Raw genomic sequence first — 22939 nt, 5'->3', positions numbered from 1 at the left:
TAAAATCTCTATCATCAGCTCGAAATTATCTTGAAGTTATCTTCTCAGTATCTTTTGTCAGTATCTTTAGCCTGTACTATCTGCTTAAAATTGTAGATATATAACATATAGTTGTTGCATAGGCTTTACTTAAGATGCCCAACGAGCTGATCGCAGTATGTTGACCTGATCCAGCAGCTTTAATGGTTCACTTTCTTCCATTATCCACTCACCCTTAATAAAGGGAGCCATACTGTCCGAACTATTTCTCGAAACAGTTAACTGGGAAGAATCGAGCCAAGCCATAACGCCAATTTGTTCGACTGCTAGTCCTAGCATCATGCCCTGATCTTCGATCGCGATGATAGAAATTTCAGCACGATCTGTATTTACTGGCGGAGCCTCACCTAAAAATTGTCCAAGATCGCCTACCCAAACTACTCTACCCCGAATGTTTACTGTTCCTAACAATAGGGGGGATACATTGGGCATTGGGTTAATGCGATCGGGGGCAAATTCCAAAACTTGACTGACTCCAATTGCTGGCAGAGCAAATTCAATCCCAGAAGCCACAAAAAATCTTAGGTGCAGCTCACCTTCTGGAGCTTCGAGTCCTTGCTCAAAGTCCGTAGCCTGATCCTGTCCGATGCCGGGGAAGAAGTCTTGGTTTCCTACCATAATTTGGGAAGCTCTACCTTGCGAAATAGCAAATTCTGGGAAAATTTTTGATGTCTTTAAGTTTTAGAAAAAAATCTTAAAGTATTGATGGTAACGAACAGACTTTAAATAATCAAGAATTGTCCATATTTTTAGCATTCTTAATAAAATTCTTAAGCTTTTCTAAGTAACTGCTTGACTGTGCCAACAAGTTCTTGGGGTTGAAATGGTTTGGCGATATAGGCATCGGCTCCTTGCTTCATTCCCCAATAGCGGTCAAATTCCTCTCCTTTTGATGAACACATTACGACGGGAACGCGCTCGGTTTTAGGATCGGTTTTAATACGGCGGCATAGTTCATAACCATTCATGCGTGGCATCACAATGTCCATGACTACGATATCTGGACAACTATCTTGAATTTGGTCTAGTGCTTCTACGCCATCACCTGCGGTTTTGACGGTTAAACCACTGCCTTTCAGTAAGTCCTCAATCATTTCTCTCTGTGTGACACTGTCTTCAACCACCAGAACTGTACTCATACATAAATGCCCCGATAGGATTCTTCCGCTAGCAACTTACTAAACAATATACTTAAGGTTGACGATGGTTTGGCTTTCGCCGCAGATCATAACTTTGAGATTACTATTTATTAAGTTATCGCTTAATTATTAACTAAACTGTTCATATTTTAGTCTTCTCTGATTAAGTTAGAGCAGAGCCAAAAGTCCAGACACAAAATAGCATGTAAGGGGCTTTTCTCTATAGCTACATTTAAATTATTTTTTGCTAAGTAGTGGGGCGCAATTAAATATAAAACCCCCAAAACCTGTGGTGCACGCGCAGCGTGCGCCACAGGTTTTAGCTCTAGGTTTTAATTATGCCCAGCTACTTACTCGCTTATCATTCCTTAAACAACAGAGGGTCGCGGCTCAGCCGCGACCCTCTGTTGTTTAGGTAACCCGATCAAGGGTGCGATATTGGACGGCTTCGGCAACATGGACTATTTGAATAGGTTCGGAATTGGCGAGATCGGCGATCGTGCGCGACACCTTGAGGATGCGATCGGTGGCGCGAGCCGATAAGCCTAAGCGCTTAATCGCAGCTTCTAGGAGATCCCTTGAATTGTCGTCTAATTTGCACCATTGTCTTAAATGCCTTGATTGCATTTGAGCGTTGCAGTTGACTCTCACTTCCTGCTGAAAGCGATTTTGCTGGATTTTACGAGATGTCTGTACTCTGGTTTTTACGTCACTAGAGCTTTCGCCCTCTGACGATCGCGTCATTTCCTCGGGCTTGAGCCTTGAAACGGTCACCTGTAGATCAATTCGATCCATGAGGGGACCCGATAACTTAGCCCAATACTGCTCCCGTTGGCGAGGTGTACAGGTGCAAGGCTGAACCGAATCGCCGTAATATCCACACTGACATGGGTTTGTACTAGCAACTAGGGTAAATTGTGCGGGGAAGGTAACGGACTGTCTGGTGCGAGAAATACTGACGAAGCCATCTTCGAGGGGTTGTCGCAAAAACTCTAATACATCCCGCTTAAACTCGGTCAGCTCATCTAGAAATAAAACTCCATTCGTAGCAAGGGTGATCTCCCCCGGACGAGGAAAGCTGCCACCACCGACTAGGGAGGGGCCTGAAGCCGAATGGTGGGGACTGCGAAAGGGGCGATCGCTAATTAAACCTTTGCCTTTGAGTAAACCTGCTACGGAATGGATACGGGTGACTTCTAAGGCTTCATCAAAATTCATGTTGGGCAAAATACTAGGCAAGCGCCTTGCGAGAAGGGTTTTGCCCGAACCAGGAGGACCTACAAAAATTAGGTTGTGTCCACCGGCGGCGGCGATTTCTAAGGCTCGGCGAGCGTGCTGCTGACCCTTGACATCTTTAAGATCGAGTTTAAATTCGCTTTCATGCCATTTCATCTCAGGGTTGGCGATTACAGGTTGATATTTTTCTGGATGGGCTAGAAACTCGCCTACCTCGGTAATGCTGGACAGCCCATAAACGGCTAAGCCTTTAACTAAGGCGGCTTCTTGGGCATTGTCCTTGGGTACGACAATCCCCACCATGCCTAATCGTTGAGCCGCCGCCGCGATCGGCAATACTCCTGACACTGGGCGGAGAGAACCATCTAAGGAAACTTCCCCTAGAAATAAATGATCGCCTAGTAATTGTGGTTCGACCTGCTCGGAGGCGGCAAGAATGCCGATACTGATTGGCAAATCGAAAATAGGTCCTTCCTTGCGTAGATCCGCAGGAGTTAGGTTGATCACAATTTTTCGCATGGGAAAGGCATAGCCAGCATTTTTAATTGCAGCTTTGACCCTTTCACGGCTTTCTTGAACTGCGGTGTCAGGTAATCCGACGAGGGTGATTCCTGGCAAACCGCCCGACACATCTACCTCTACCCCCACTTGGATAGCATCGATCCCTAATATTGCTGCGCTCCAAACCCTTGCTAGCACTTGTTCCTATACAAAAAAACTATAAAATATTATGAATTTAGCCTACCATATTCACCAAAAGTTTAGAGATTTTCTACTGAGTATTGCTGGTCAGATATAGCGATCCTATTGCATTTGTTAGAAAGTCAAGGGCTCAAGCCCCTGTTATTAAACTTTTGTTTCTCAGGACTCATTTATAGCAATGTAAGTTTTGCTTAGGACATAAAACCCAAAAAGCAAGTTGCGGCGCGAAACGCCGCCACTCGCTTTTTGGGTTTTGGTTTGTACGGGCTAACTCTTGCTTTGCTAGAGGATCGCTATATTCAAGAATTAGCACTGAGCAGCAAAATTTCTTATACCAATTAATAAAATTGTTGTCACAATTTTATTAATTAAAAATTTAACCTAGCAAAATCAAAACAGAAAATGGCTATGCCATTTTCTGTTTTGATTTTGCTAATAATTTAGTAGCTATTTAAGGATATATGTTTAAATAACAGTTTCGTTGAAAGATTTGCATCGTAAGTCTTTCAACGAAACTATTGTTTGAGGTATAAGCTCATCTAAGATAAATCAAAATTTTGAATTAGCATTCTGCTAATGTAAGCATTCTAATACTTAAGTATTGGAGTTCGTTTGTTTCTAAATGATAGCTAATCGTTAATGGGTCATGGAGGTTGTCTTGTAAAAGTGAGGTAAGACTATTGGGAGTATCACAAGATATCTCAAAGGGACTCTCAGCTAAGCTGCAAGCTTCCCACTTAGATTTCACATGAACATCAAGCTTTTCACAAAGCCCTCCCATCCTGCCTACAGGGCTGTAATGTTGACACAATCGACAAGCTGTAACTGAGCTGCCTGAAGAGTCCATATATATTATTTGGCTATGCCAAATTTACTAAAAGCTTTTTTTATTAATTTAATTATGAAGGGTAGCTTTTAGAGTGAAAATGGCTTCCGAAGTATATTCATCAATACTTTTAGCGATCCCGAATAAAATATTAACTTAATAATCTCTTAACTGATTCCTGTAATGCTTCTATGACAATCTTTTTAAGGTTTTTGGCAATTAAAATTGAGGATGGGAATAGTTAAGAAAATATAGATATATTTTTTTGATGAGTTTTAGTTAAGTATTTGTACTTAAATTTATTGTAATTTCTAATACTTTGCCTCCCACAAAATTCCTATAAAATTTTATAAATTGTTGGGCTAAGTAAGCTACAAAAAATAGCGGTAGTGCTTTGCACTACCGCTATTTTTTGTAGCTTACTTAGCCCTATATATAGCAATTTAAGTTTTGCTTAGAAAATCAAACCCATCAGGCGGCGCGAAGCGCCGCCTGATGGGTCGGGTCGTTGAATTCTTTTACTTTAAGGCGATCTTTTGGGGCGGTAAGGGTTGATCCTGTCGAGCTTCGGTATTTTTGTAACTACAGAGATGATCGGGTAAAGCGGAACCAGACGGATCGAGCTTTTCAGCTAGGTGAGGATATTTGATCCTGCCATGATTGCGTTCTTGCCAAACCTTAATAAATACTGGAGCAATGCGATCTAAATCTTCCCAACTTAAAGAACAATCCTTGAGTTGACCATCATCCCACCGAGCCTTAAAGATTCGCATGAGTAGATTTTTAGCTTCTTCCAGAGTGGTTTCTGTGCCTAGTGATCGCAAGGCAGCTTCACAGGCATCGGCTAACATAACCACACCTGTTTCACGGGATTGCGGAATGGGCCCCACGTAGCGAAATTCGGACTCCACCACATAATTGGATCGCTTTTGGGCTTGGCAATAAAAATAGGAAATGGCGATCGTGCCTTGATGCTCAGGGATAAATGCTTGGAGCAATTCGGGAAGATGATATTTTTGGGCTAATTTGATGCCGCCTGAAACATGTTCTTTGACAATTTGGGCGCTGCGCCAAGGATCATTGAGAACATCATGGGGATTAGGCTGTCCCATTTGGTTTTCAATGAAATATTCAGGTCGTAAGGTCTTGCCAATATCGTGATAGAGCGTTCCAGTTCTTACTAGGGTAGTATCAGCCCCTAACTCACGGGCGGCGGCTTCCGCAAGGTTTGCTACAAAGAGGGTGTGCTGAAATGTCCCCGGGGTTTCCGTGACGAGACGGCGTAAGAGGGGGCGATCCAGATTGGCAAGCTCTGCTAAACGGAAGGGGGTAAGGGCATAGGAAATATGCTCGAGGTAGGGAATAGCGCCAAGGGCTAAGATTGCTGAGATTAAGCCTCCTGAAGCGTATTGCAGGGCGGTAATTGCAATTAAAACGGGTGGGGCTGATCCCCCAATGATGGCGATCGCGGTATAGGCAGCCGCTTGGACGAGGGCAACTAGCAAACCTGTAGCTGCCAGATGGGAACGGGTTAAGGGGCGATTGGTAATGGCGGCGGCGACGATTGTGCCAATAATAATGGGACTGAGGGTAACTAGGTCAGCACTAAGGGCGATCGCCAGTAAAGCTGAAGTTAAGCAGGTAATCAGGAGAGCTAAGCGGGAACTATAAAAACTGCCGATGATTAACCCCATGCTCGCTAAGGGGACAAATACCAACATATTGGGAGCCATGAGAACCGTAGCGAGGGCATTTCCGATGCACACCACTCCAAGGGTCATGAAATCCTTAACGTGGAGCTTAACCTTCAGCAAATATTGCCATCGACGGTTGGCGTAGCCAAAGATGGCAAAGGCGATCGCGGTAGAGCCAATCATTAACAACAAGCCCTTGAGGTTGACTTGTCTTTGGGTCATTTTAAGTTCGTCTAAAATTACAAACTGTTTCTCTGTAATTTTTTGCCCCCCTTTAACGATTAAATCTCCTGCTTTGAGGGCAATTCGCTGGGGTTGTACAGACTCAGAAGCCTTGATGGCTCTTTCGGTAGTACCCACATAATCAATGGAAAGGTTTGGTTTCACTGTAGTGCTAAGCAAGGCGATCGCCATTGCTCGCTGAGCGTCATTGGTGGGTAAATTTTTAAGATTTGCTAGACGTTTTTGTAATAAATTGTCGGGAAACCCAACCACTAGTCCTGATGACTGAATATCCGTTAAAGCTTGCCTAATGAGAGTTTTGATATTTTCCCACTCCTCATTAGTCATATCTAGGAGGCGATCGCGAAACATTTCGGGACCTTTTGCCGACTTTTCCTGAGTGATGGTATAGGCTTTACGCACCTCAGTAATTTTTAAAATTAAATTTTGGTAATCGGTTACCCCCCCATTAGATTTATATAAAGATAGTTCGGCTAGAGCTAAGGAGGAAATTTCTTGCTCTTGATTTAGAAAGCTTGCGCTAGTAATAAGTTGATTCCCTGAACTAGCGGTCAGTTTATTAACTTTTTCCTGTAATTGTGACCATTCTTGTTCTGAGGTACGCCTCAGATATCGTTGAACTTCGTCACTCAGAATTTTGCGATCGACATAGGGTAAGTTGCCTGAAGATTGGCGGAGATCATCACCGACTTTGAGTAATTCCTCTAAATGCTTGGCTGCACTTGCATCTATTTCAGGATTACTACGAAAAATAGGTACTACTTGCTGCTTAGCTAGCTCTTGAGCCTGCTTGGTTGCCTCAATATCTGTCGCTACTATCGTTTTAGGCGATCGCAGATCTTGGTCAACAAATGTACCAATCGCTAAGCGAGGCTCCGAGTAAAAACGAATACTTAGGGTCGAAGATAGACAAATAAACGTGATGCCTATGACCACTCTACCAAACCACTTTCGAGACATCCGAGTGGTTGTAGGAGGAAGCGTCGATGACTGGGTGGGAGTAATTCCCATAATTTGATTACTCTAAATTAAAAGGCTTTGTAAAAACAAATACAGTTCAAGTTGCTATCAGCAAGTTGCCATTATGGAGACTGCAATTAATTGGGAATTAGTTTGAAATTAATTTGCAGTTAAAAAAATCGTAGATATCATCTAGATTTACCAGATTTCTTTGTTGAATTTCAATCAAAAAATAAAAAATCTGCTTTTTGATTTTTTGATTGTCAATAAAAGCTAAATAAATTATTAAGGTTATTCAAGAAATTACTGAGGTAGCCCTGTAAGTTTTGCTGAGGACATAAAGCCCACAAGATAATAGACGATACTTCGCGCCTTCAATTATCTTGTGGGCTTGGATTTGTCCCAGATATTTCTTGCGTTACCATAAAACCTAATTCTTGCTTACCAAAGGAGATAGAAAGAGTAAGACATAAGCCGGGTTCTGTTTGGGGAGTTTTTCAACTCCTTAGCGGTTATCTATCTGGGATATTTGTTACCAAATACCTCATGCGGCACACACTTACATAGCGATCGCCTAGCTTTCACTAAACCATCACTTTAAGCAACGAATACAAGATCAAATTGAAGATCGCAACACTTGTATTCTCTCGCCTTGCTTCCAACTGGGGTTTACCGAGCCAGAGCCTCACGACTCTGCTGGTGCGCTCTTAACACACCTTTGCACCCTTACCCATTGAATAAGTATTGCGAAGCGCTATTTATCAATGGGCGGTATCTTTCTGTGGCACTATCCTCACGATCGCTCGCACTGGGCATTATCCAGCAGCCTGATCTTCGGGGAAGCCCGGACTTTCCTCAAAACTTGCATCTAAGATAAATCTTGAAATAAGTTTCGCAACCGCACGCTTGCTCTTTCCAATCTCTATTATGTACTAAGTAGCTGAGCATGATTAAATCTCAAACAAATAAAGGTGATGCGATGCACCGCCTTTATTTGTTGAGGATGTCCTAAGCAAAACTGGCTCAGTTGTTTTCACTAATAGTTGTTGCTATTCTGGTTAGGACACAAAACCAGAAGCGAGTTGTGGCGCTTCGCGCCGCAACTCGCTTCTGGTTTTGATTTGTTCTAAGGCAAGTGACCACAACTATACTTATTTTTCAGCAAGTCCAGCGAAAATAATGTTTATCAAAATCGAATTGTTTTGCTAAACTATCTGGTTATTCGTGGCTACCCCCGAATAACTTAAAAACTATTCACAATATATTTAAAATATATTTAAACTGTTACATTCTCTGCTCATAGGTGTGAGTGACTAACTAATGATGAAACACTTCTCCAAAGGGATGTATACGCTAATTTTGTCCTTAGTATTGGTACTTGTGGCTGGCGTATCTCAGGCGGCGGCAGCTAACCTCTTACGGGTATTGGTAAGAGAAGAAAATAGCTCCAAGATGTCCGTTGCGGTTACTCAACCTGCTACTTTACAAATTTCGGGTCAGGCTAGTCGGCGACTCGATCCTGGTAAATGGTACACATTACCTCTTACATCTGCTTATCGTATTAGTCCTAGTAACAATGGATTGGTGCAAGTCGGCAGCAATCTCTATCCAGGTGAAATTGAGTTACGCGCTTGGAATAATAAAGCGATCGCCGTTAATGTTTTATCTCTAGAGGAATATCTTCGCAGTGTCGTTCCTAATGAGATGCCTGCCAGTTGGCACATGGACGCATTGATGGCGCAAGCGGTTGCGGCAAGGAGTTATGCGGTCAATACGCAACGTCAGCGTAAATGGGGCGAGGCTCCTTACGATTTGGTAAGTGATACTCGCGATCAGGTTTATAAAGGTTTTTATCGTTTTGATCCCCAAACGGGGCAAGCGATCGCCCTCATCCATAGCCGTAGTGATCAAGCTGTTGCTTCGACGGCTGGCTATATGCTGAGACCAGGATTTAATGGTTACTATCGCGCTCGTCTACCTCGAAATTGGATTAGCTGGGGTGGCGGATATATGCCTGTGTCCGATGGTCAGCATCTTGATCAAGAGATGACTCAGCAAATGGCGCAAAATGGCTGGAATTGGGTACAGATTTTGTCTTGGTGGTATCGAGATCAACCAATTAAGAATTAAAAAAAGTGGCTAAGCCTCTTTTTTTTAATAAAGGCGGCGCATCGCGCCGCCTTTATTTTTGGATTTTCTAAGCAAAACTTATAACTGTGAGCATTTGCTAAATCAAAACCCCAGAAGCGAGTTGCGGTGCTTCGCGCCGCAACTCGCTTCTGGTTTAAGAATGGCAACCCGCTATAAGTTACAAAAAACCAAGCCTAAAATTAGAGATGTGTGGCTTTGCCGCGCATCTCTAATTTTTTTAGGAAACAAATATGGCTATTCAAAAATTATCGGAAGTTGAAATTTCTTCAGCGATCGCCCAGTTAGCAGGGTGGGCTGTCGTTGATCACAAGTTACAAAAAAACTTCAAATTCCGTGATTTTGTCGAAGCCTTTGGCTTTATTAGCAAAGTGGCGATCGTTGCCGACAAAATGGAACATCATCCTGAACTTTTTAATGTCTACAACAAAGTCAGGATCGATCTCACGACCCATGATGCTGATGGCATTAGCGCTCTCGACTTTGAGCTTGCTCAAAAAATTGACAAATTGCTTTAAGCGCTTGGCGCTCCAAGCCAAACCAAGATATTTTCTGAAAGTGTTGTTAAGTAACACTTTCAGAAAATATCTTGGTTTGGCTAAGCATGGTGTTTTTGATGCCATTGCCAAGCGTGTTGCAAAATTAAATGCAAATCAGCATACTTCGGCTGCCAGTTTAGAATTTTACGTGCCTTCTCACTGCTGCCCACCAAGGCAGGTGGATCACCTGCACGGCGATCGCCAAACAACACATTGATCGGCTTACCCGTAATTTGCTTAGCCGCATCAATCACTTCTTTGACCGAAAACCCGTTGCCATTACCTAAATTAAAAATTTCGCTCTGGTTGCCATTGAGCAAATACTGCAACCCTAAGACATGGGCGGCCGCTAAATCTGACACATGGATATAGTCGCGAATGCAAGTACCGTCTGACGTTGGGTAATCAGTCCCATAGACGGTAATCGCGTCCCGCTTGCCTAAAGCAGTTTGCAAAATTAATGGAATTAAATGTGTCTCAGGATTGTGATCCTCGCCGATCGCCCCATCAGGATCGGCTCCCGCCGCATTAAAATATCGAAAAATCACTGACTTTAAGCCATAGGCAACGTCAAAATCCTGCAAAATTCGCTCGACCATGAGTTTAGTCGCACCATAGGGATTGATCGGCGCTTGGGGATGATCTTCCCCAATGGGAATTTGTTGCGGTACACCATAGCTCGCGCAGGTCGAAGAAAATACAAAGGTTTTGATCTTTGCCGCGACCATCGCCTCTAGCAACGATAAAGTTCCGACCACATTATTGCGATAGTACTTATCGGGCTGGGTGACCGATTCACCCACATAGGCATAGGCGGCAAAGTGCATCACCGCACTAATGGCGCGATCGCTAAATAATTTATCTAACAATTGGCGATCGTTTGTATCACCAACGATCAATTCTGCTCCCAAGGTTTCGGCTATATCGCGATGCCCATATACAAGATTGTCTAAAATCAAAACCTCGTAGCCACCATTTTGGAGAGCCTTGACCGCATGGGAGCCGATATAACCCGCACCACCTGTGACCAGAATTGTTTGCTTGCTCATAAATTTGCCATTAATTTTCTATAAACGCGATTTGAGGATATCAAAAATTTCATTGGGAATATGGGTACGCAGCGATCGCCCCAAGCGATTTTTCTTTTGGGCAATTTGCAAGCATTCTAATTTTTTGCACAGATAAGCTGATCGCCCCATTCCCTCGTCTAGCGAGACTTGGAACTGCTGAGAGTTGCTTTTTTGTTGATTTGCACTTTGATTTGCACTTTGATTTGCATGTAAAGCGATTGGTACACGTACTACTCGCCAAAAGTTATCTCGGAGGGCGACACATTGGCAACTAACACAACGACGGTGTAGCTTAAGAGCCAAACTGATTTACTCCTAAATTTTAAAATTTTGACTATGGTTTTGTAATTTTATAAAAACTAAATTTTTGTGATGTGACACGACTTTGCCACATCACAAAAATTTGGCTTTCTATTTTACTGAGCGTCCCTTAGTTATTGTCGTAGTCTTCATCTTCTTCTTCGGAAGGATCATAAGCTTCTAACGCCAAAGCATTACTGGCTTGCATCTTACGCTCCTCCTCCTCATAATCGTATTTTGCCAAATTCTTGATATCAATTTTCCAACCTGTCAAACGAGCTGCCAAGCGCACATTCTGCCCCTCCTTACCGATCGCTAAGCTCAGTTGATCCTCAGGAACCAGCACATGGGCAATTCTTTCGTTGGCATTAATCAACCGTACTTCTTGAATTCTGGCCGGGCTGAGGGAATTGGCTATATAGGTAGATGGATCGGGCGACCAACGGATCACATCAATCTTTTCACCCCGCAGTTCTGATACCACCGCTTGAATTCTTGCGCCTCGCGCTCCAATGCAAGCACCCACAGGATCGACATCGCGCTCCAGGGTATCCACCGCAATTTTGGTGCGAGGACCTACCGCAGGCGATGGTGGATTCGCTTCCCTTGCCACGGCGACAATCCGCACAATTTCTTCCTCAATTTCAGGCACTTCATTGGCAAATAAATACACAACTAGCCCTGCATCGGCACGGGAAACTAACAATTGAGGACCTCGGCGGGAACCCTCAAATACCTTCTTTAAATAAACCTTCAAAGTGGTGTTTGGACGATAGGGTCTTTCGCCAGCTAGTTGTTCGCGCTTAGGTAGCTCGGCTTCAACTTCAGGCTGACCAAACCCACTGCTTACCGCCATAATTACTGAGGTAGTTTCAAAGCGTAATACTCGTCCCTGTAATACGGTTCCCTCAACATCTTGAAACTCTTCTTGGATGATTTTGCGCTGTTGATCCCTTAATTTTTGGGCTAATACTTGCTTCGTCTGAATAGCGGCCATCCGCCCAAAATCTCCCTGCTCAGGGGTAACATCGACTACTACAGTTCCACCAGCTTGGGCTTCGGGCGCAACTTCGCGTACTTCCGATAAGCCAATTTCATGATCGGCATCACTAACTTCATCCACAATTGTTTTCGTGGCTAATACTCGAAATCCTTCACCTTCGAGATCGAGTTCCACATCAAAGTTATTAAAATGCTCCTCTTCAAAATTAATCCCATCGGAACGATAGGTCTTGCGAAAGCGCTCATATCCCTTAAGCAAAGCTTCCCGTAAAGCATTTTGTACCGCGTGCTTTGGTAGATTTCGCTCTTTGCTAATCACCTCTACCATTTGTCCTAAGCCAGGTAAATTCAACAATGACATAATTTTTCTCGTTTCTTATTTCTATATTTGCTTCAGACAAAATATTCAGAATTGTAAATAGCTCGGTTATTCCATTTTTGTGAGTTCAACGCGATCGATAAGCTCACGGGGAATATTAACAATTCGACCTTTGAGGCTAATGCTGACATGGGTTTCGCTGCGTGCTATGAGATGCCCACTCCAACTTTGTTTGCCATCATGGGGTGCTGTCGTACTAACGGTAACCATAAACCCTTTAAAAGCAACAAATTCGCGATCTCCCTGCAACTGACGTTCTGCACCGGGACTAGAAATCTCTAGCACATAGGCATGGGGAATCAAATCGATCGCATCCAGAGTCGGCTCTAGCGCACGGCTCATTTTTTCACAGTCATCTAGTCCTGTATTTTGGTCAGGATTGCGGATATCGACACGCAAAACCACAGGGTTTTTATTAGTATGCAAGACGACATCAACAACCTCTAACCCAAGAGGCGAGGCAACTTCTTCAGCAATTTGAAAAATTTGCGGAATTAGAGGATGACTCATAAAATTTATGGCTTGAGCAATGTGATCAGTTAATTGGAGAGCAAGACAAGTACTAAGCAGGCAAGCGATATCCAGCCAAGCAATATGCAGTCAAGTGATGTAAAGCTAGCCTTAAAAGGCAACTTCTCATCTGGGTTTGGTGCTTTTTAAGCAAGATTAAAAACCCGCTTAAAAAACAAAAAAGTGGGACAATTGCCCACTCCTTGAGTGCTTTAATCTGTAACCGCTCATAGCAAAAAACATCACAGATGCGATGCTTTTGCTGTTATGGACTCCTAAAGTGTCTGCAATATATGCAGCAGATCCTCAAGAAGTGCATCTAGTCGGAGCTTTTGTACAACAGGTAAAACACGATTTTCTTAGTGCTTACTCTTTAATACTTGCCTGCTAGTACTAAAGCCTATAATATCACGCCCATCCTAAATCTAGGAAAAACAGATTTTTTCGTAATTTAGAAGTTTTAATTTTGCCTACAGCAAAATTAAAACTTCTAAATTACCAATTCGGGACGCTCTTCTGGCAATATTGCTCCCTGTACAGGACATACCTGTAAACATACGCCACAGTCAATGCAGATTGATGCATCAATCTTGAACCAAATTGTTCCTTTGCTATTAGCACCATCCCCCTGTTCAATGCAGGCAACAGGACAAGCAGGGACACAATCTGCTACGCCTTCACAAATATTTGATGCGATCGTATAAGCCATATGGAGTCTAGGTTTCAGGGAATTAAAGTATAGCTAAAAATAACTAAAAGTAACTAAAAATAACCAAAAGTAACTAAAGTGTATAACCCAAATATAACTATTTTACGAAAATTAACATAAATTAGGGGTTGTGCTTTCTAATTTCTCATGTAATATACATTCATGCGAGAGAAACTGTAGGAAGTTGCCCGTAGTCAAACTAAAAGATTATTAAGCTTTTAACTAGCGAAGATAACTCTTGATAGTTTGAAAGAATGATGCAATTTATGTGTCTCTTCAGTGTGACTTAGATAGGGCTATTTGGTCTGACTAAAGAGAAATGTAAGTTTGTTGATTATCGTTTAGCATTAGACAACCTAAGTTTAGACGAAACTAGGTGGTGATGGGACTAAGGCAAGACCATGTTTAATGTTAATTCGTCACCTAAGTATTAAGTAGCCGAGCTTGGACGAAGCAGAGCGGTGATGGAATCGCCAAAATCCATACTTTTTACTAGTTAAGTCCAAAGATAATTAATAAGTTGCCTTATATCTAGTAATTAAGTAGCTTGACTGTGACGAAGTTGAGTGGTGATGGTATTAGACAAAACCATGCTGATTACTACAACGTCAATTTAGATCCTCACAAGTGCTTACCAAATGTAAGCCGATCTTGTTAAACACATCTACATTGATTGCTTAAAAATTATGAAATCTTCTGCACTTACCCTCGGTTTAGGAATTCTCGCTGTTACTGGCTCAATGATGGTTGCAGCCTCTTCTGAAGCAGCTACCCTTGTGTTTGCTGATGGCCCCAGCCTTAGCGGAACCGAATTTGAATTTGAATTTTTGCCTCCAACTGTAGGTTCTTACGTATCTGAACTGTTTGTAACTGATGTAGCCAAGTCTGGTGTTGTACAAACCTTGTTTACAGAAGTACCTAGCAACAATGGTAGTGTTACACCAAATAGTGTTGTTTTGTCTGGAAGCTGGGCTGCTACTAATGGTTCTTACCTCCTAGGATGGGGTAATGCTGGTGATCCTGTACTCAGTGCTACCGTTTACTCTAACGATACTACTCCCTTTCAGTTCCGTCTCGATTCTAGCGTTGGTGGCTGGTACACCTACGCAATTGAAGACATTAAAGGTGGCGGTGACTTAGACTTCAACGATGGTAGATTCAGAGTTCGTGCTGTACCTGTACCTGCGATCGTTCCTGGTATTGCTTTGGCAGCCGCTTTCTTGGGTAGCAAGGCTCTCAAGCGCAAGAAGCAAGATGCTAGCGAATCTGTTGGTTAAAATCTAGATCGATGATATTTAAAAGTGTTGCTTTGCAACACTTTTAAATATCATGTTAGCTCTTTAGATATGAAATTGCTATAAATTAAAAGTCGAAGACAGCCTTAGGCTGTCTTCGACTTTTTGGTAGATAGTCTTAGTTAAGGTTTTTATGAAAGCATTACAAATAGGGACAAGTTGGTTTCTTGAGGATGCTGGCGGTTTAGCTCGTGTTTATTATGGTTGCGCCAACTATTTGCCACGGGTAGGGGTTGATGTGCAGGGCTTGGTTACAGGTTCTAGCTTTGTTAGTCAGAGTTCTGGTGGGCGAGTAAAAACCTTTGCGTCAACAGATAGCTCGACTTGGAAGCGATCGCTAGGTATTAGAAAGTCTGTTAAGCAAACTCTAGCCAGTGGTGATTATGACCTAGTTGCTAGCCACTTTTCTCTTTATACTTTTCCAGTTCTGGATTGTTTGGGAAAGCTTCCCTTAGTGATGCATTTTCATGGACCTTGGGCGTTGGAGAGTAAAGCCGAGGGTGCGGGTAAGTTATCAGTCTGGGGTAAGTGGGCGATCGAAAAATTGGTTTATAACCGAGCCAATGGATTTATTGTTTTGTCTGACTCCTTTCGCCAAATTTTGCATAAAACTTATAACGTGCCTTTAGAAAAGATTTTTGTCGTCGGTGGGGGAATTGATACATCAGAATTTGATTTGGATTTGTCGATCGCTCAGGCAAGAGAAAAACTCGGTTGGCAACAGGATCGGCGCATTATTCTCTGTGTGCGTCGCTTAGTGCAACGTATGGGCTTAGAAAATTTGATCGCGGCGATCGCCCAAGTTCGTAAGAAGCATCCCGATGTATTGCTGTTGATCGCTGGTAAAGGGGCGATCGCTAACAATTTGCGATCGCAAATCCAAGAAATGCAACTGGAAGACCATGTGCAGTTATTGGGCTTTGTGCCTGATGCAGACTTAGCGATCGCCTATCGAGCTGCCGAATTAAGCATTGTGCCGACGATATCCTTAGAAGGCTTTGGGCTAATTGTGATCGAATCTTTAGCGGCTGGTACACCTGTATTGGGGACACCCATTGGCGGCATTCCTGAGATTTTGCAACCATTTAATCCTGATTTAATTTTAGAAGGCTCGGGCATTGAGCAATTAGCACAGGGTATAACCGAGGCTTTGTCGGGCGATCGCCAGTTACCAAATGCGTTAGCTTGCCAGAGCTATGTAAAGACAAATTATGATTGGCAAGTAATTGCTAATCAAATGAAATCAGTCTACGAGATAGTTTTAGAGAAAAGGTAACGTAAGTCCATAAATTTTTTGAAAGTGTTGCAAAGAAACACTTTCAAAAAATTTATGGACTTACGTTATTAGCGTTATTGCTATCTTCTACGGCTCCTAGAGATAGTAGTTTCGCCTTCTGAGCGGGAGTAATACCCGTTGCTTCAAAAATATTTAACCCTTCGTAAGGACGTGGCTCCCGATAGGTTCGGACACATTTGCCCGAATGAATATCCCAAAGTTTAACGGTTTCATCGCGACTACTGCTAGCGATGAAATTACTATCAGGCGAAAAGGCGATCGCATAGATCGTGCCAGTATGTCCACTTAAATTAGCAATAGTTTCGCCAGTTTGCCAATCCCAAATATTAATCTGGGAATCTTCGCCTGCGCTTGCCAACAAATTCCCTGTAGGGTCGGAGGCAATGGTCAAGACATCCCGTTCATGCCCGATAAATTCAGCCGTTAATTCATTACTTTGCAGATTCCAGCGATAGATAGATTTACCTGTACAGCAAAAAGCTAGCTGGGTCTGTAAAGGAATAAAAACTACATCGGAAATGATGGAATTTAATTGCCCAAGAGTTTGGAGATTTTCTCCTGTTTGCACATCCCAGACTTTGATGGTTTTATCGCGACTGCTGCTGATGATGTAGCGATCGTCATGGCTAAAGGCTAAGGACAAAATCGCGGAAGTATGACCATCAAAAATGCGGAGACACTCACCCGTGACAATATCCCTCAGCTTAATCACTTTACTCGTCTCACCAGTGGCTAAGAACTTGCTATCGTGGCTAAAGACCAAAGTTCTTGCCAAATCGGGATGCTCCGAGATCGTGGTCAGGCAGTTACCACTGCTGACATCCCAAAGTTTAATGCTACAGTCCTCTGCACAACTGGCAAGGAGCGTACCGCTAGGGCTAAACGCAACTTTCCAAACATGCCCCGCATGACCGTGTAAAGCTCGAATACATTTACCTGTTTGCACATCCCACAGACGAATGATGGAATCATCGCCACCACTAGCTAAGAGAGTTTGCTCTAAGTTAAAGTTTACCGATCGCACTGCGTTGGTATAGCCCTGCAAGATCCGAAACTGTTGTCCCGATGAGACTTCCCAAAGATTCAGTAAGTGTTCATTAGAGGCATTGTCTAAGGGTTGACTATCATTTTGATCTACCCACGATCGCCCCGTATGTCCTTGAAAGGTTCGCATACATAAGCCCGTGTCAATCTCCCAAATCTTCACCATTTCATCGCCACTGCTGCTGGCTAAAATTAAGTGTTCTGGATGAAAAGCTACCGATCGCACCCAATGATTGTGACCAGTTAGGGTTTTAAAACATTGGGCAGTCTTGAGATCCCAGAGACGAATCGTGCGATCGCCACTACCAGTAGCGAGGGTCGAGCCATCATGGCTAAAGCTGACGGCAAATACGGTGTGATTATGACCCGTCAAGGTTTTTAGGCAATTTCCTGTGTCTACATTCCAGAGGCGCGTAGTTTTATCTTCGCTACCACTAGCCAGAACCTTGCCATTTTGACTAAAGGCGATCGACCAGACAATATCTTCATGTCCTTCTAAGATTTGGATACATTCGCCATTCTCAATATCCCAGAGGCGGATCGTGCAATCATCGCTACTGCTCGCTAGTAAGTGACCTCTTTCGCTAAAAGCCACGGACTCGACAATATCTTCATGTCCATGCAAAATCTTGATGCATTGCCCCGATCGCCAGAGTCTGACCGTGCGATCGGCATGACCACTTGCAAGAATTGTCCCGTCAGGACTAAAAGCTGCGGACATTACTGCCCCAATATAGCCTTGGAGCGTATTTAAGCAGTTTCCAGTGGAAACGTCCCATAATTTAATAGATTGATCGATGCTGCTACTAGCTAAAACTGTACCTTCGGGGTTGAATGATACCGAAACTACCCAACCCTTATGCCCTTGATAGGTTAATAAAGGCTTGCCATCGCTCACCCGCCACAGATGAATATCTCCTTTGGTATCACCGATCGCCAATAATTTTCCATCGGCACTAAAGGCAACCGATAACACGCCGCCAATTACCTCCGCGAACACCGATTTAATGAGGGCTGTTTGCGAAAAATTTACCCGATGCAATTTAATTTCTGATAAATAGGCTTGACGGATTGCTAGATAAGAAAAATCTGTACCCGTTAAATCAATGCCAAGGTTGCACAACAAATTAATAATGTTGCCACCACCATAGCCAAAGGTAGATTTCAATTCGCCTTGAGGTCTTAATTCCCGCCTTCTTAACTCCTCTATCGTCTGAAATAACTCCTTGGCTACCATTTGCTTACTGCCTAAACGCCCCAAAAGCTTAGAAACTAATGGCTCTAAAATCAGTCGAATCTGACTTTGGCGAATATAGTCTTTGGCGGTTGCCTTGATTAGGGCATAGTGCCGCAAATAAAACAGTTGGCGATTAAGTTTAGTTTGGATACTTGGTAAGACTCCAAGGGGATGCTCTTGGGTAATCTCTTGGTAAATTTGGTCGATAAGTAAGCTGGTTACAAATTCCATTACCACTGGCTGCTGGGTAAAGCCTGCGGCTGTATGCTCTACTAGCGATCGCCGTTTGAGCGATCGTAAAGACATCATCAAGTAATTTTGTTCGATGATCGGCACAATATCCGAACGTAGCTCATTGGGCTGCACAGGTTCGCGATTGATCGCCAGCCAGATCATGATTTGCTTTTCGTAGGCGGTTAGCCTTTGATATTGCTGCTCGATCAGATTACCGATTCCACTAAAGATGATCGTTTTCTGCTCTAAAAAGCGATTAATGTTGCCTGAATATAAATCCTTAATCGAAGTAGCCGCAATTTTTAAAGCCAAGGGATTGCCGCGATACCAGTCCACTAAGCGATGCAAATCGTTTGCCATCGCCCTGATCCCCTTGGACTCAAGCACCCGCTCGGCTGCTGACTCATCTAATCCACTCAGTTGCAAAGCCCGTACAGGTAAGATATCTCCTTCCAAAGTTGCCACTTCTTCGGGCATTTCACGGCTAGTAATCACAATGCAACTACGATGGGCGACCTCTCCCACTCTTCTCAATAGAGAGCCGTAACCCTCATAGTCTTTGCGATAGGCTCCCGCTTGAGCTTCGTCTTTCAGAACTGATTCAAAGTTATCTAATACCAAGAGACAGCGATAGCGCTGTAAATATTCCATCAGTCGAGAAATCAAGGCATTGGGATCATTAGTCTCAGGATTTTCGCGCTGCTGTGATAAGAAATGAATGATTCCCGCCAGCATCTCACTGGGGGTTTTGGCGTTATTGAGCGATCGCCACACCACAAAATCAAACTTTCCTTTTAATTGATGCGCTAGCTTCACCGACAAAGCTGTTTTACCCAATCCGCCCATCCCCAATATGGCGACCAATCGACAGCGATCGGTATCGACCCACTGCTCTAGTGTGTTTAGCTCCGCACCACGACCGTAAAAGAAAGTGACATCCACTACTTCGCCCCAATCTTGGTGACTATTCGATTCAGGAGTTAAGTTAGGGAGCGTGGTGGTGATTTGCTCAGGTTTGCGTAGCTGCATCTGCCGACGGATGACATTTTGCATCGTACTTTTAGTGACCTTCTCACCAAAAGTTTCTGTCAACAGATGCCATAGCTTGTGACTGACTAGCTTGATATAACCAGCATCATATCCAGTTTGTTTAGCAATCTCCGAATATGACGAACCTTGCCACACACCAAGAAAGACAGACTGCTCAACCCGAGTCAGACTACGCTCTTCTAACGACAACTCTATAAATGCCACCGCTTCATCAGCCGTCATAGATGCGCCTTAAATATAACTTTATAACTTTTATATAACCTCACATTAGTCATTCTAAGACGTTTTATGGTTTGTGGTATTTTGTTGAGAATATTGCTTTTTGCGATTATTGTCTCTAGATCGTGATGGTAAGGATCTTCTAAGATGGACAGATTAAAGTAAAGCCTTACTGGATCTTAAATTCTGCCATTTATATCACTAAGTAAGTAGGCAAAATTCATATAAAACCCTCAGAAGCTGATTTGCCCGCTTCGTGGGCAAATCAGCTTCTGAGGGTTTTATTGTTGATAAACGCAGATGTACAGCCTGTTTAGGGTTTGTGGATTACAGATAAATTTTGAAAAAGCTGGCGAAGCCAGCTTTTTCAAAATTTATCTGGGTTTTAAGAAAGTGCAAAGTGCTGTACTTATCATATTTGTTAAGGTGTAAACATGAAAATTGCTCTAGTACACGACTATCTTACGCAACGTGGTGGCGCTGAAAGGGTGTTTGAGCTTTTATGCAAGCATTTTCCCACTGCCGATATATATACGTCGGTGTATGACCGTCAAAATACTATTGATTTAGGCGATCGCCCAGTTCACACCACATTTTTACAAAATATTCCCGCAACCCGCAAATACTTTCGACTATTTGCACCTTTTTACTACACCGCTTTTAGTGCTTTAAATTTACAAGAATACGATTTGATTTTGAGTAGCAGTGCCAGTTTTGCCAAAGGAGTCCAAAAACGTCCTGAAGCAATCCATATTTGCTTTTGCCACAACATTACTCGGTTTTTATGGGATACCAATACTTATCTTCGTGAATATGGAGCTTATAGCTTTTTAAAACCTGTGATTGAGCTGTTGTTTAAAATCATGCGCCAACAGGATATTTTTTATGCTCAAGCGCCCGATTACTATATTGCTAACTCCAGCACCGTGGCGAAAAGAATTGAAGAAACCTACCACAAAGACGCTCTAGTTATTAACTATCCCATCGACGATCGCCGCTTTACCTTTTGCGATCGCAAAGAAGACTACTGCCTTGTTTCATCGCGTCACCTCAGCTATAAGCGTCTAGACATCATCATTGAAGCCTTTAATTCCCTAGGAATGCCCCTCATCATCACAGGCGAAGGTCCTGAAACAAAACAACTACAAGCCAAGTCTCATAGCAATATTCAATTCTTAGGACATGTGAGCGATCGCGATCGATGTGATCTAATGGCAAAAGCTAAATTTGTAATTGTGGCAGCCCTAGAAGACTATGGACTTGTGCCAATCGAAGCCAATGCCAGTGGCACACCTGTCATCGCTTATGGAGCAGGTGGAGTAATGGATACCCAGATTTCAGGAATGACTGGACTCTTATTTGAGCAGCAAACCTCAGAATCTCTAAAAAATGCCATAATCAAGGCACAGGAAATGCCTTGGAACTATGCCAAAATTCGAGAACATGCTATTTCCAACTTTTCTGAAGTTGTCTTTTTTCAAAAAGTTGATCGCCAAATAGAAAAAATATTAAATAGTAAGGCTACTATTGCGTCAATTTAATAAAGAGATCAACAGAATTTCTAACATTCAACCTCTACAGTCAACTCTTTATTAAATCAATTGTCAATTTTTTACATAAGCATCTATAGGAATGAGGAACTATGCAAACTAACTCTACTCAAAACACTCAACTATTAGTTGGCGAACAAGATCCGGGCTACGGAAAAATATTTGCGATTATTTTACGCAGACGTTTTTGGCTCTTAGGAGGATTAAGTTTAGGATTAGTCTTTGCCCTATTTATTAATATTAACTCCAAGCCAAAATATACAAGTGTAATGAGGCTTTTAGTTGAATCAACTTACAAGTCTAGTTCTTCATCTTTCATTGACTCCAATGTTCAAATTGACTACGCGACCCAATTAAATCTACTCCAGAGTTCATCAATGTATCAGAAAGCTGCTAACTTGCTAGCAGCCGAGTATCCTGGCATCAACGCTGGAGAATTGCAGTCCTTAAAAATTGGCATGTTGGGTGGAGCAGAGAAACCCACTAAAATCGTTGAATTACAATACACCGCAGGCGATCCCGTCAAAACTCGCCAAGTCCTCAGAGCATTCCAAAAAGTCTATACCGATTACAACCGTGAACAACAAGAAAAGCGTTTACAAAAGGGATTAGCAGGAATCGACGAGCAAGCAACCAAAGTCCGCAAGAGTATTTCGGAAATAACCGACTCCATCGAAGAGTTTCGGCGTAAGAACAATTTATTTGACGCTACTCAGAGAGTAAATGACATCACAGCGGCTCTCACTGGATTAGAGCAACAAAAGCGTAATCTCAAGCTAGAAATAGACCAAGCCAACACTCGCCTCAGTGCTGCTCAACAGAAATTGAATTTGTCTTCTCAAGATGCGGTCTTGCTCACACGGCTAAATCAATCCCAACGGTATCAAGCGCTAATTTCGGAAATGCAATCGACGGAGGTGAATCTAAATCGCGAGAAAGCAAGATTTCAAGGATCTACTCCTATTGTTGAGGCTTTAGAATTACGTTTTAAACAGCAGCAAGCTAGCCTAGACGAAGAGAGAAGAAGTATTTTGGGAGATGCAAGCTTATCTACTTCGACCAAATGGAATGGGGATCAACTAAGTGGCATTGACTTAACCTTGGCAAATCAAATAGTGGAAACCCAAGGTCAGATCGGACTTTTGCAATCTCGGCAAGAGTCGCTAGCAACCCAAGAAGCGGAATTAAAGGCTGAGATAAATCGTCTCCCCAAGTTACTGGGCGAATATGAAGCCTTAAAACCTAAACTCCAAGTTCAGCAAGACACATTACAAACCCTACTCAAAAATCGCCAAGAACTTAGTCTGGAAATTGCCCGTGGTGGTTTTGATTGGCAAGTAGTGGAGGAACCGGGGATTGGTTTTACGGATGCAGGGGATAGCCTGCGGAGAAATCTGTTACTAGCTGATGTTACGTGGAAGGAAAACAGAGTAGAGTAAAGATAGACTCCGACAGAGGTTGAAAGGTATGGACAGAAAGTTCTTAGACCTATACTCAGATTACCTAATCAGTAGTTT

Annotated in this window: 17 protein-coding genes and 1 other RNA gene; 6 read left to right on the top strand and 12 right to left on the bottom strand. The window is 42.9% G+C overall.

What is annotated here, in order from left to right:
• Positions 1 to 129: 129 nt before the first annotated feature.
• From H6F42_RS08295 to rnpB, 6 genes are all read right to left on the bottom strand, one after another.
• The gene (locus H6F42_RS08295; protein ID WP_190398889.1) at positions 130 to 657 is read right to left on the bottom strand and encodes a chemotaxis protein CheW; all 528 of its coding nucleotides are present in this window, start codon (positions 655 to 657) and stop codon (positions 130 to 132) included.
• A gap of 152 nt (positions 658 to 809) precedes the next feature.
• Positions 810 to 1178: a response regulator gene (locus tag H6F42_RS08290; protein WP_190398888.1), complete on the bottom strand. Its 369-nt coding sequence runs from the start codon at positions 1176 to 1178 to the stop codon at positions 810 to 812.
• A 411-nt stretch (positions 1179 to 1589) separates the two neighbouring features.
• Positions 1590 to 3113 (bottom strand): YifB family Mg chelatase-like AAA ATPase, encoded by a 1524-nt coding sequence (locus tag H6F42_RS08285; RefSeq protein WP_190398887.1) that lies wholly within the window; start codon positions 3111 to 3113, stop codon positions 1590 to 1592.
• 565 nt (positions 3114 to 3678) lie between these two features.
• Positions 3679 to 3963 (bottom strand): hypothetical protein, encoded by a 285-nt coding sequence (locus H6F42_RS08280; RefSeq protein WP_190398886.1) that lies wholly within the window; start codon positions 3961 to 3963, stop codon positions 3679 to 3681.
• Positions 3964 to 4460: 497 nt separating this feature from the next.
• The gene (locus H6F42_RS08275; RefSeq protein WP_190398885.1) at positions 4461 to 6890 is read right to left on the bottom strand and encodes an HDIG domain-containing metalloprotein; all 2430 of its coding nucleotides are present in this window, start codon (positions 6888 to 6890) and stop codon (positions 4461 to 4463) included.
• Between the two features lie 403 nt (positions 6891 to 7293).
• Positions 7294 to 7753, bottom strand: an RNA gene (rnpB, locus tag H6F42_RS08270) — RNase P RNA component class A.
• Between the two features lie 406 nt (positions 7754 to 8159).
• Here rnpB and H6F42_RS08265 point away from each other — a divergent pair.
• Both H6F42_RS08265 and H6F42_RS08260 read left to right on the top strand, forming a co-directional pair.
• The gene (locus H6F42_RS08265) at positions 8160 to 8969 is read left to right on the top strand and encodes a SpoIID/LytB domain-containing protein (RefSeq protein WP_190398884.1); all 810 of its coding nucleotides are present in this window, start codon (positions 8160 to 8162) and stop codon (positions 8967 to 8969) included.
• A 251-nt stretch (positions 8970 to 9220) separates the two neighbouring features.
• Positions 9221 to 9505 carry a 4a-hydroxytetrahydrobiopterin dehydratase gene (locus H6F42_RS08260; protein ID WP_190398883.1) on the top strand — a complete coding sequence of 95 codons (285 nt, stop codon included), beginning with the start codon at positions 9221 to 9223 and terminating at the stop codon, positions 9503 to 9505.
• Between the two features lie 80 nt (positions 9506 to 9585).
• Here the strand turns inward: H6F42_RS08260 and galE are convergent, their stop codons facing one another.
• The 5 genes from galE to H6F42_RS08235 all read right to left on the bottom strand — a co-directional run bounded on the left by galE (position 9586) and on the right by H6F42_RS08235 (position 13496).
• A complete protein-coding gene (gene galE, locus H6F42_RS08255; RefSeq protein WP_190398882.1) occupies positions 9586 to 10575 on the bottom strand; it encodes a UDP-glucose 4-epimerase GalE in 990 nt (329 codons plus the stop codon).
• Between the two features lie 18 nt (positions 10576 to 10593).
• On the bottom strand, positions 10594 to 10899 hold the full coding sequence (locus tag H6F42_RS08250; protein WP_190398881.1) for a YlxR family protein: 306 nt from the start codon (positions 10897 to 10899) through the stop codon (positions 10594 to 10596).
• Between the two features lie 127 nt (positions 10900 to 11026).
• On the bottom strand, positions 11027 to 12259 hold the full coding sequence (nusA, locus tag H6F42_RS08245; RefSeq protein ID WP_190398880.1) for a transcription termination factor NusA: 1233 nt from the start codon (positions 12257 to 12259) through the stop codon (positions 11027 to 11029).
• Between the two features lie 66 nt (positions 12260 to 12325).
• The gene (gene rimP, locus H6F42_RS08240) at positions 12326 to 12787 is read right to left on the bottom strand and encodes a ribosome maturation factor RimP (RefSeq protein WP_190398879.1); all 462 of its coding nucleotides are present in this window, start codon (positions 12785 to 12787) and stop codon (positions 12326 to 12328) included.
• A gap of 490 nt (positions 12788 to 13277) precedes the next feature.
• Positions 13278 to 13496 (bottom strand): 4Fe-4S dicluster domain-containing protein, encoded by a 219-nt coding sequence (locus H6F42_RS08235; protein ID WP_190398878.1) that lies wholly within the window; start codon positions 13494 to 13496, stop codon positions 13278 to 13280.
• A gap of 686 nt (positions 13497 to 14182) precedes the next feature.
• On the opposite strand from H6F42_RS08235, the gene H6F42_RS08230 reads away from it, so the two are divergent.
• Together H6F42_RS08230 and H6F42_RS08225 are read left to right on the top strand one after the other, a co-directional pair.
• The gene (locus H6F42_RS08230) at positions 14183 to 14773 is read left to right on the top strand and encodes a DUF4114 domain-containing protein (protein WP_190398877.1); all 591 of its coding nucleotides are present in this window, start codon (positions 14183 to 14185) and stop codon (positions 14771 to 14773) included.
• Between the two features lie 151 nt (positions 14774 to 14924).
• Positions 14925 to 16067 (top strand): glycosyltransferase family 4 protein, encoded by a 1143-nt coding sequence (locus tag H6F42_RS08225; RefSeq protein ID WP_190398876.1) that lies wholly within the window; start codon positions 14925 to 14927, stop codon positions 16065 to 16067.
• Between the two features lie 52 nt (positions 16068 to 16119).
• On the opposite strand, the gene H6F42_RS08220 is transcribed toward H6F42_RS08225, so the two are convergent.
• A complete protein-coding gene (locus tag H6F42_RS08220) occupies positions 16120 to 19875 on the bottom strand; it encodes an NB-ARC domain-containing protein (protein ID WP_190398875.1) in 3756 nt (1251 codons plus the stop codon).
• Between the two features lie 431 nt (positions 19876 to 20306).
• Between H6F42_RS08220 and H6F42_RS08215 the strand changes: the two genes are divergently transcribed.
• Positions 20307 to 21413 (top strand): glycosyltransferase, encoded by a 1107-nt coding sequence (locus H6F42_RS08215; RefSeq protein WP_190398874.1) that lies wholly within the window; start codon positions 20307 to 20309, stop codon positions 21411 to 21413.
• A gap of 101 nt (positions 21414 to 21514) precedes the next feature.
• Entirely contained in the window at positions 21515 to 22861 is a 1347-nt protein-coding gene (locus tag H6F42_RS08210; RefSeq protein WP_190398873.1) for a hypothetical protein, read from the top strand.
• Positions 22862 to 22939 lie beyond the last annotated feature (78 nt).

Origin of the sequence: Pseudanabaena sp. FACHB-1998, assembly GCF_014696355.1 — a bacterium.
In the GTDB taxonomy this organism is placed as follows: domain Bacteria; phylum Cyanobacteriota; class Cyanobacteriia; order Pseudanabaenales; family Pseudanabaenaceae; genus Pseudanabaena.
This window is presented reverse-complemented; position numbering and strand designations above follow the sequence as displayed.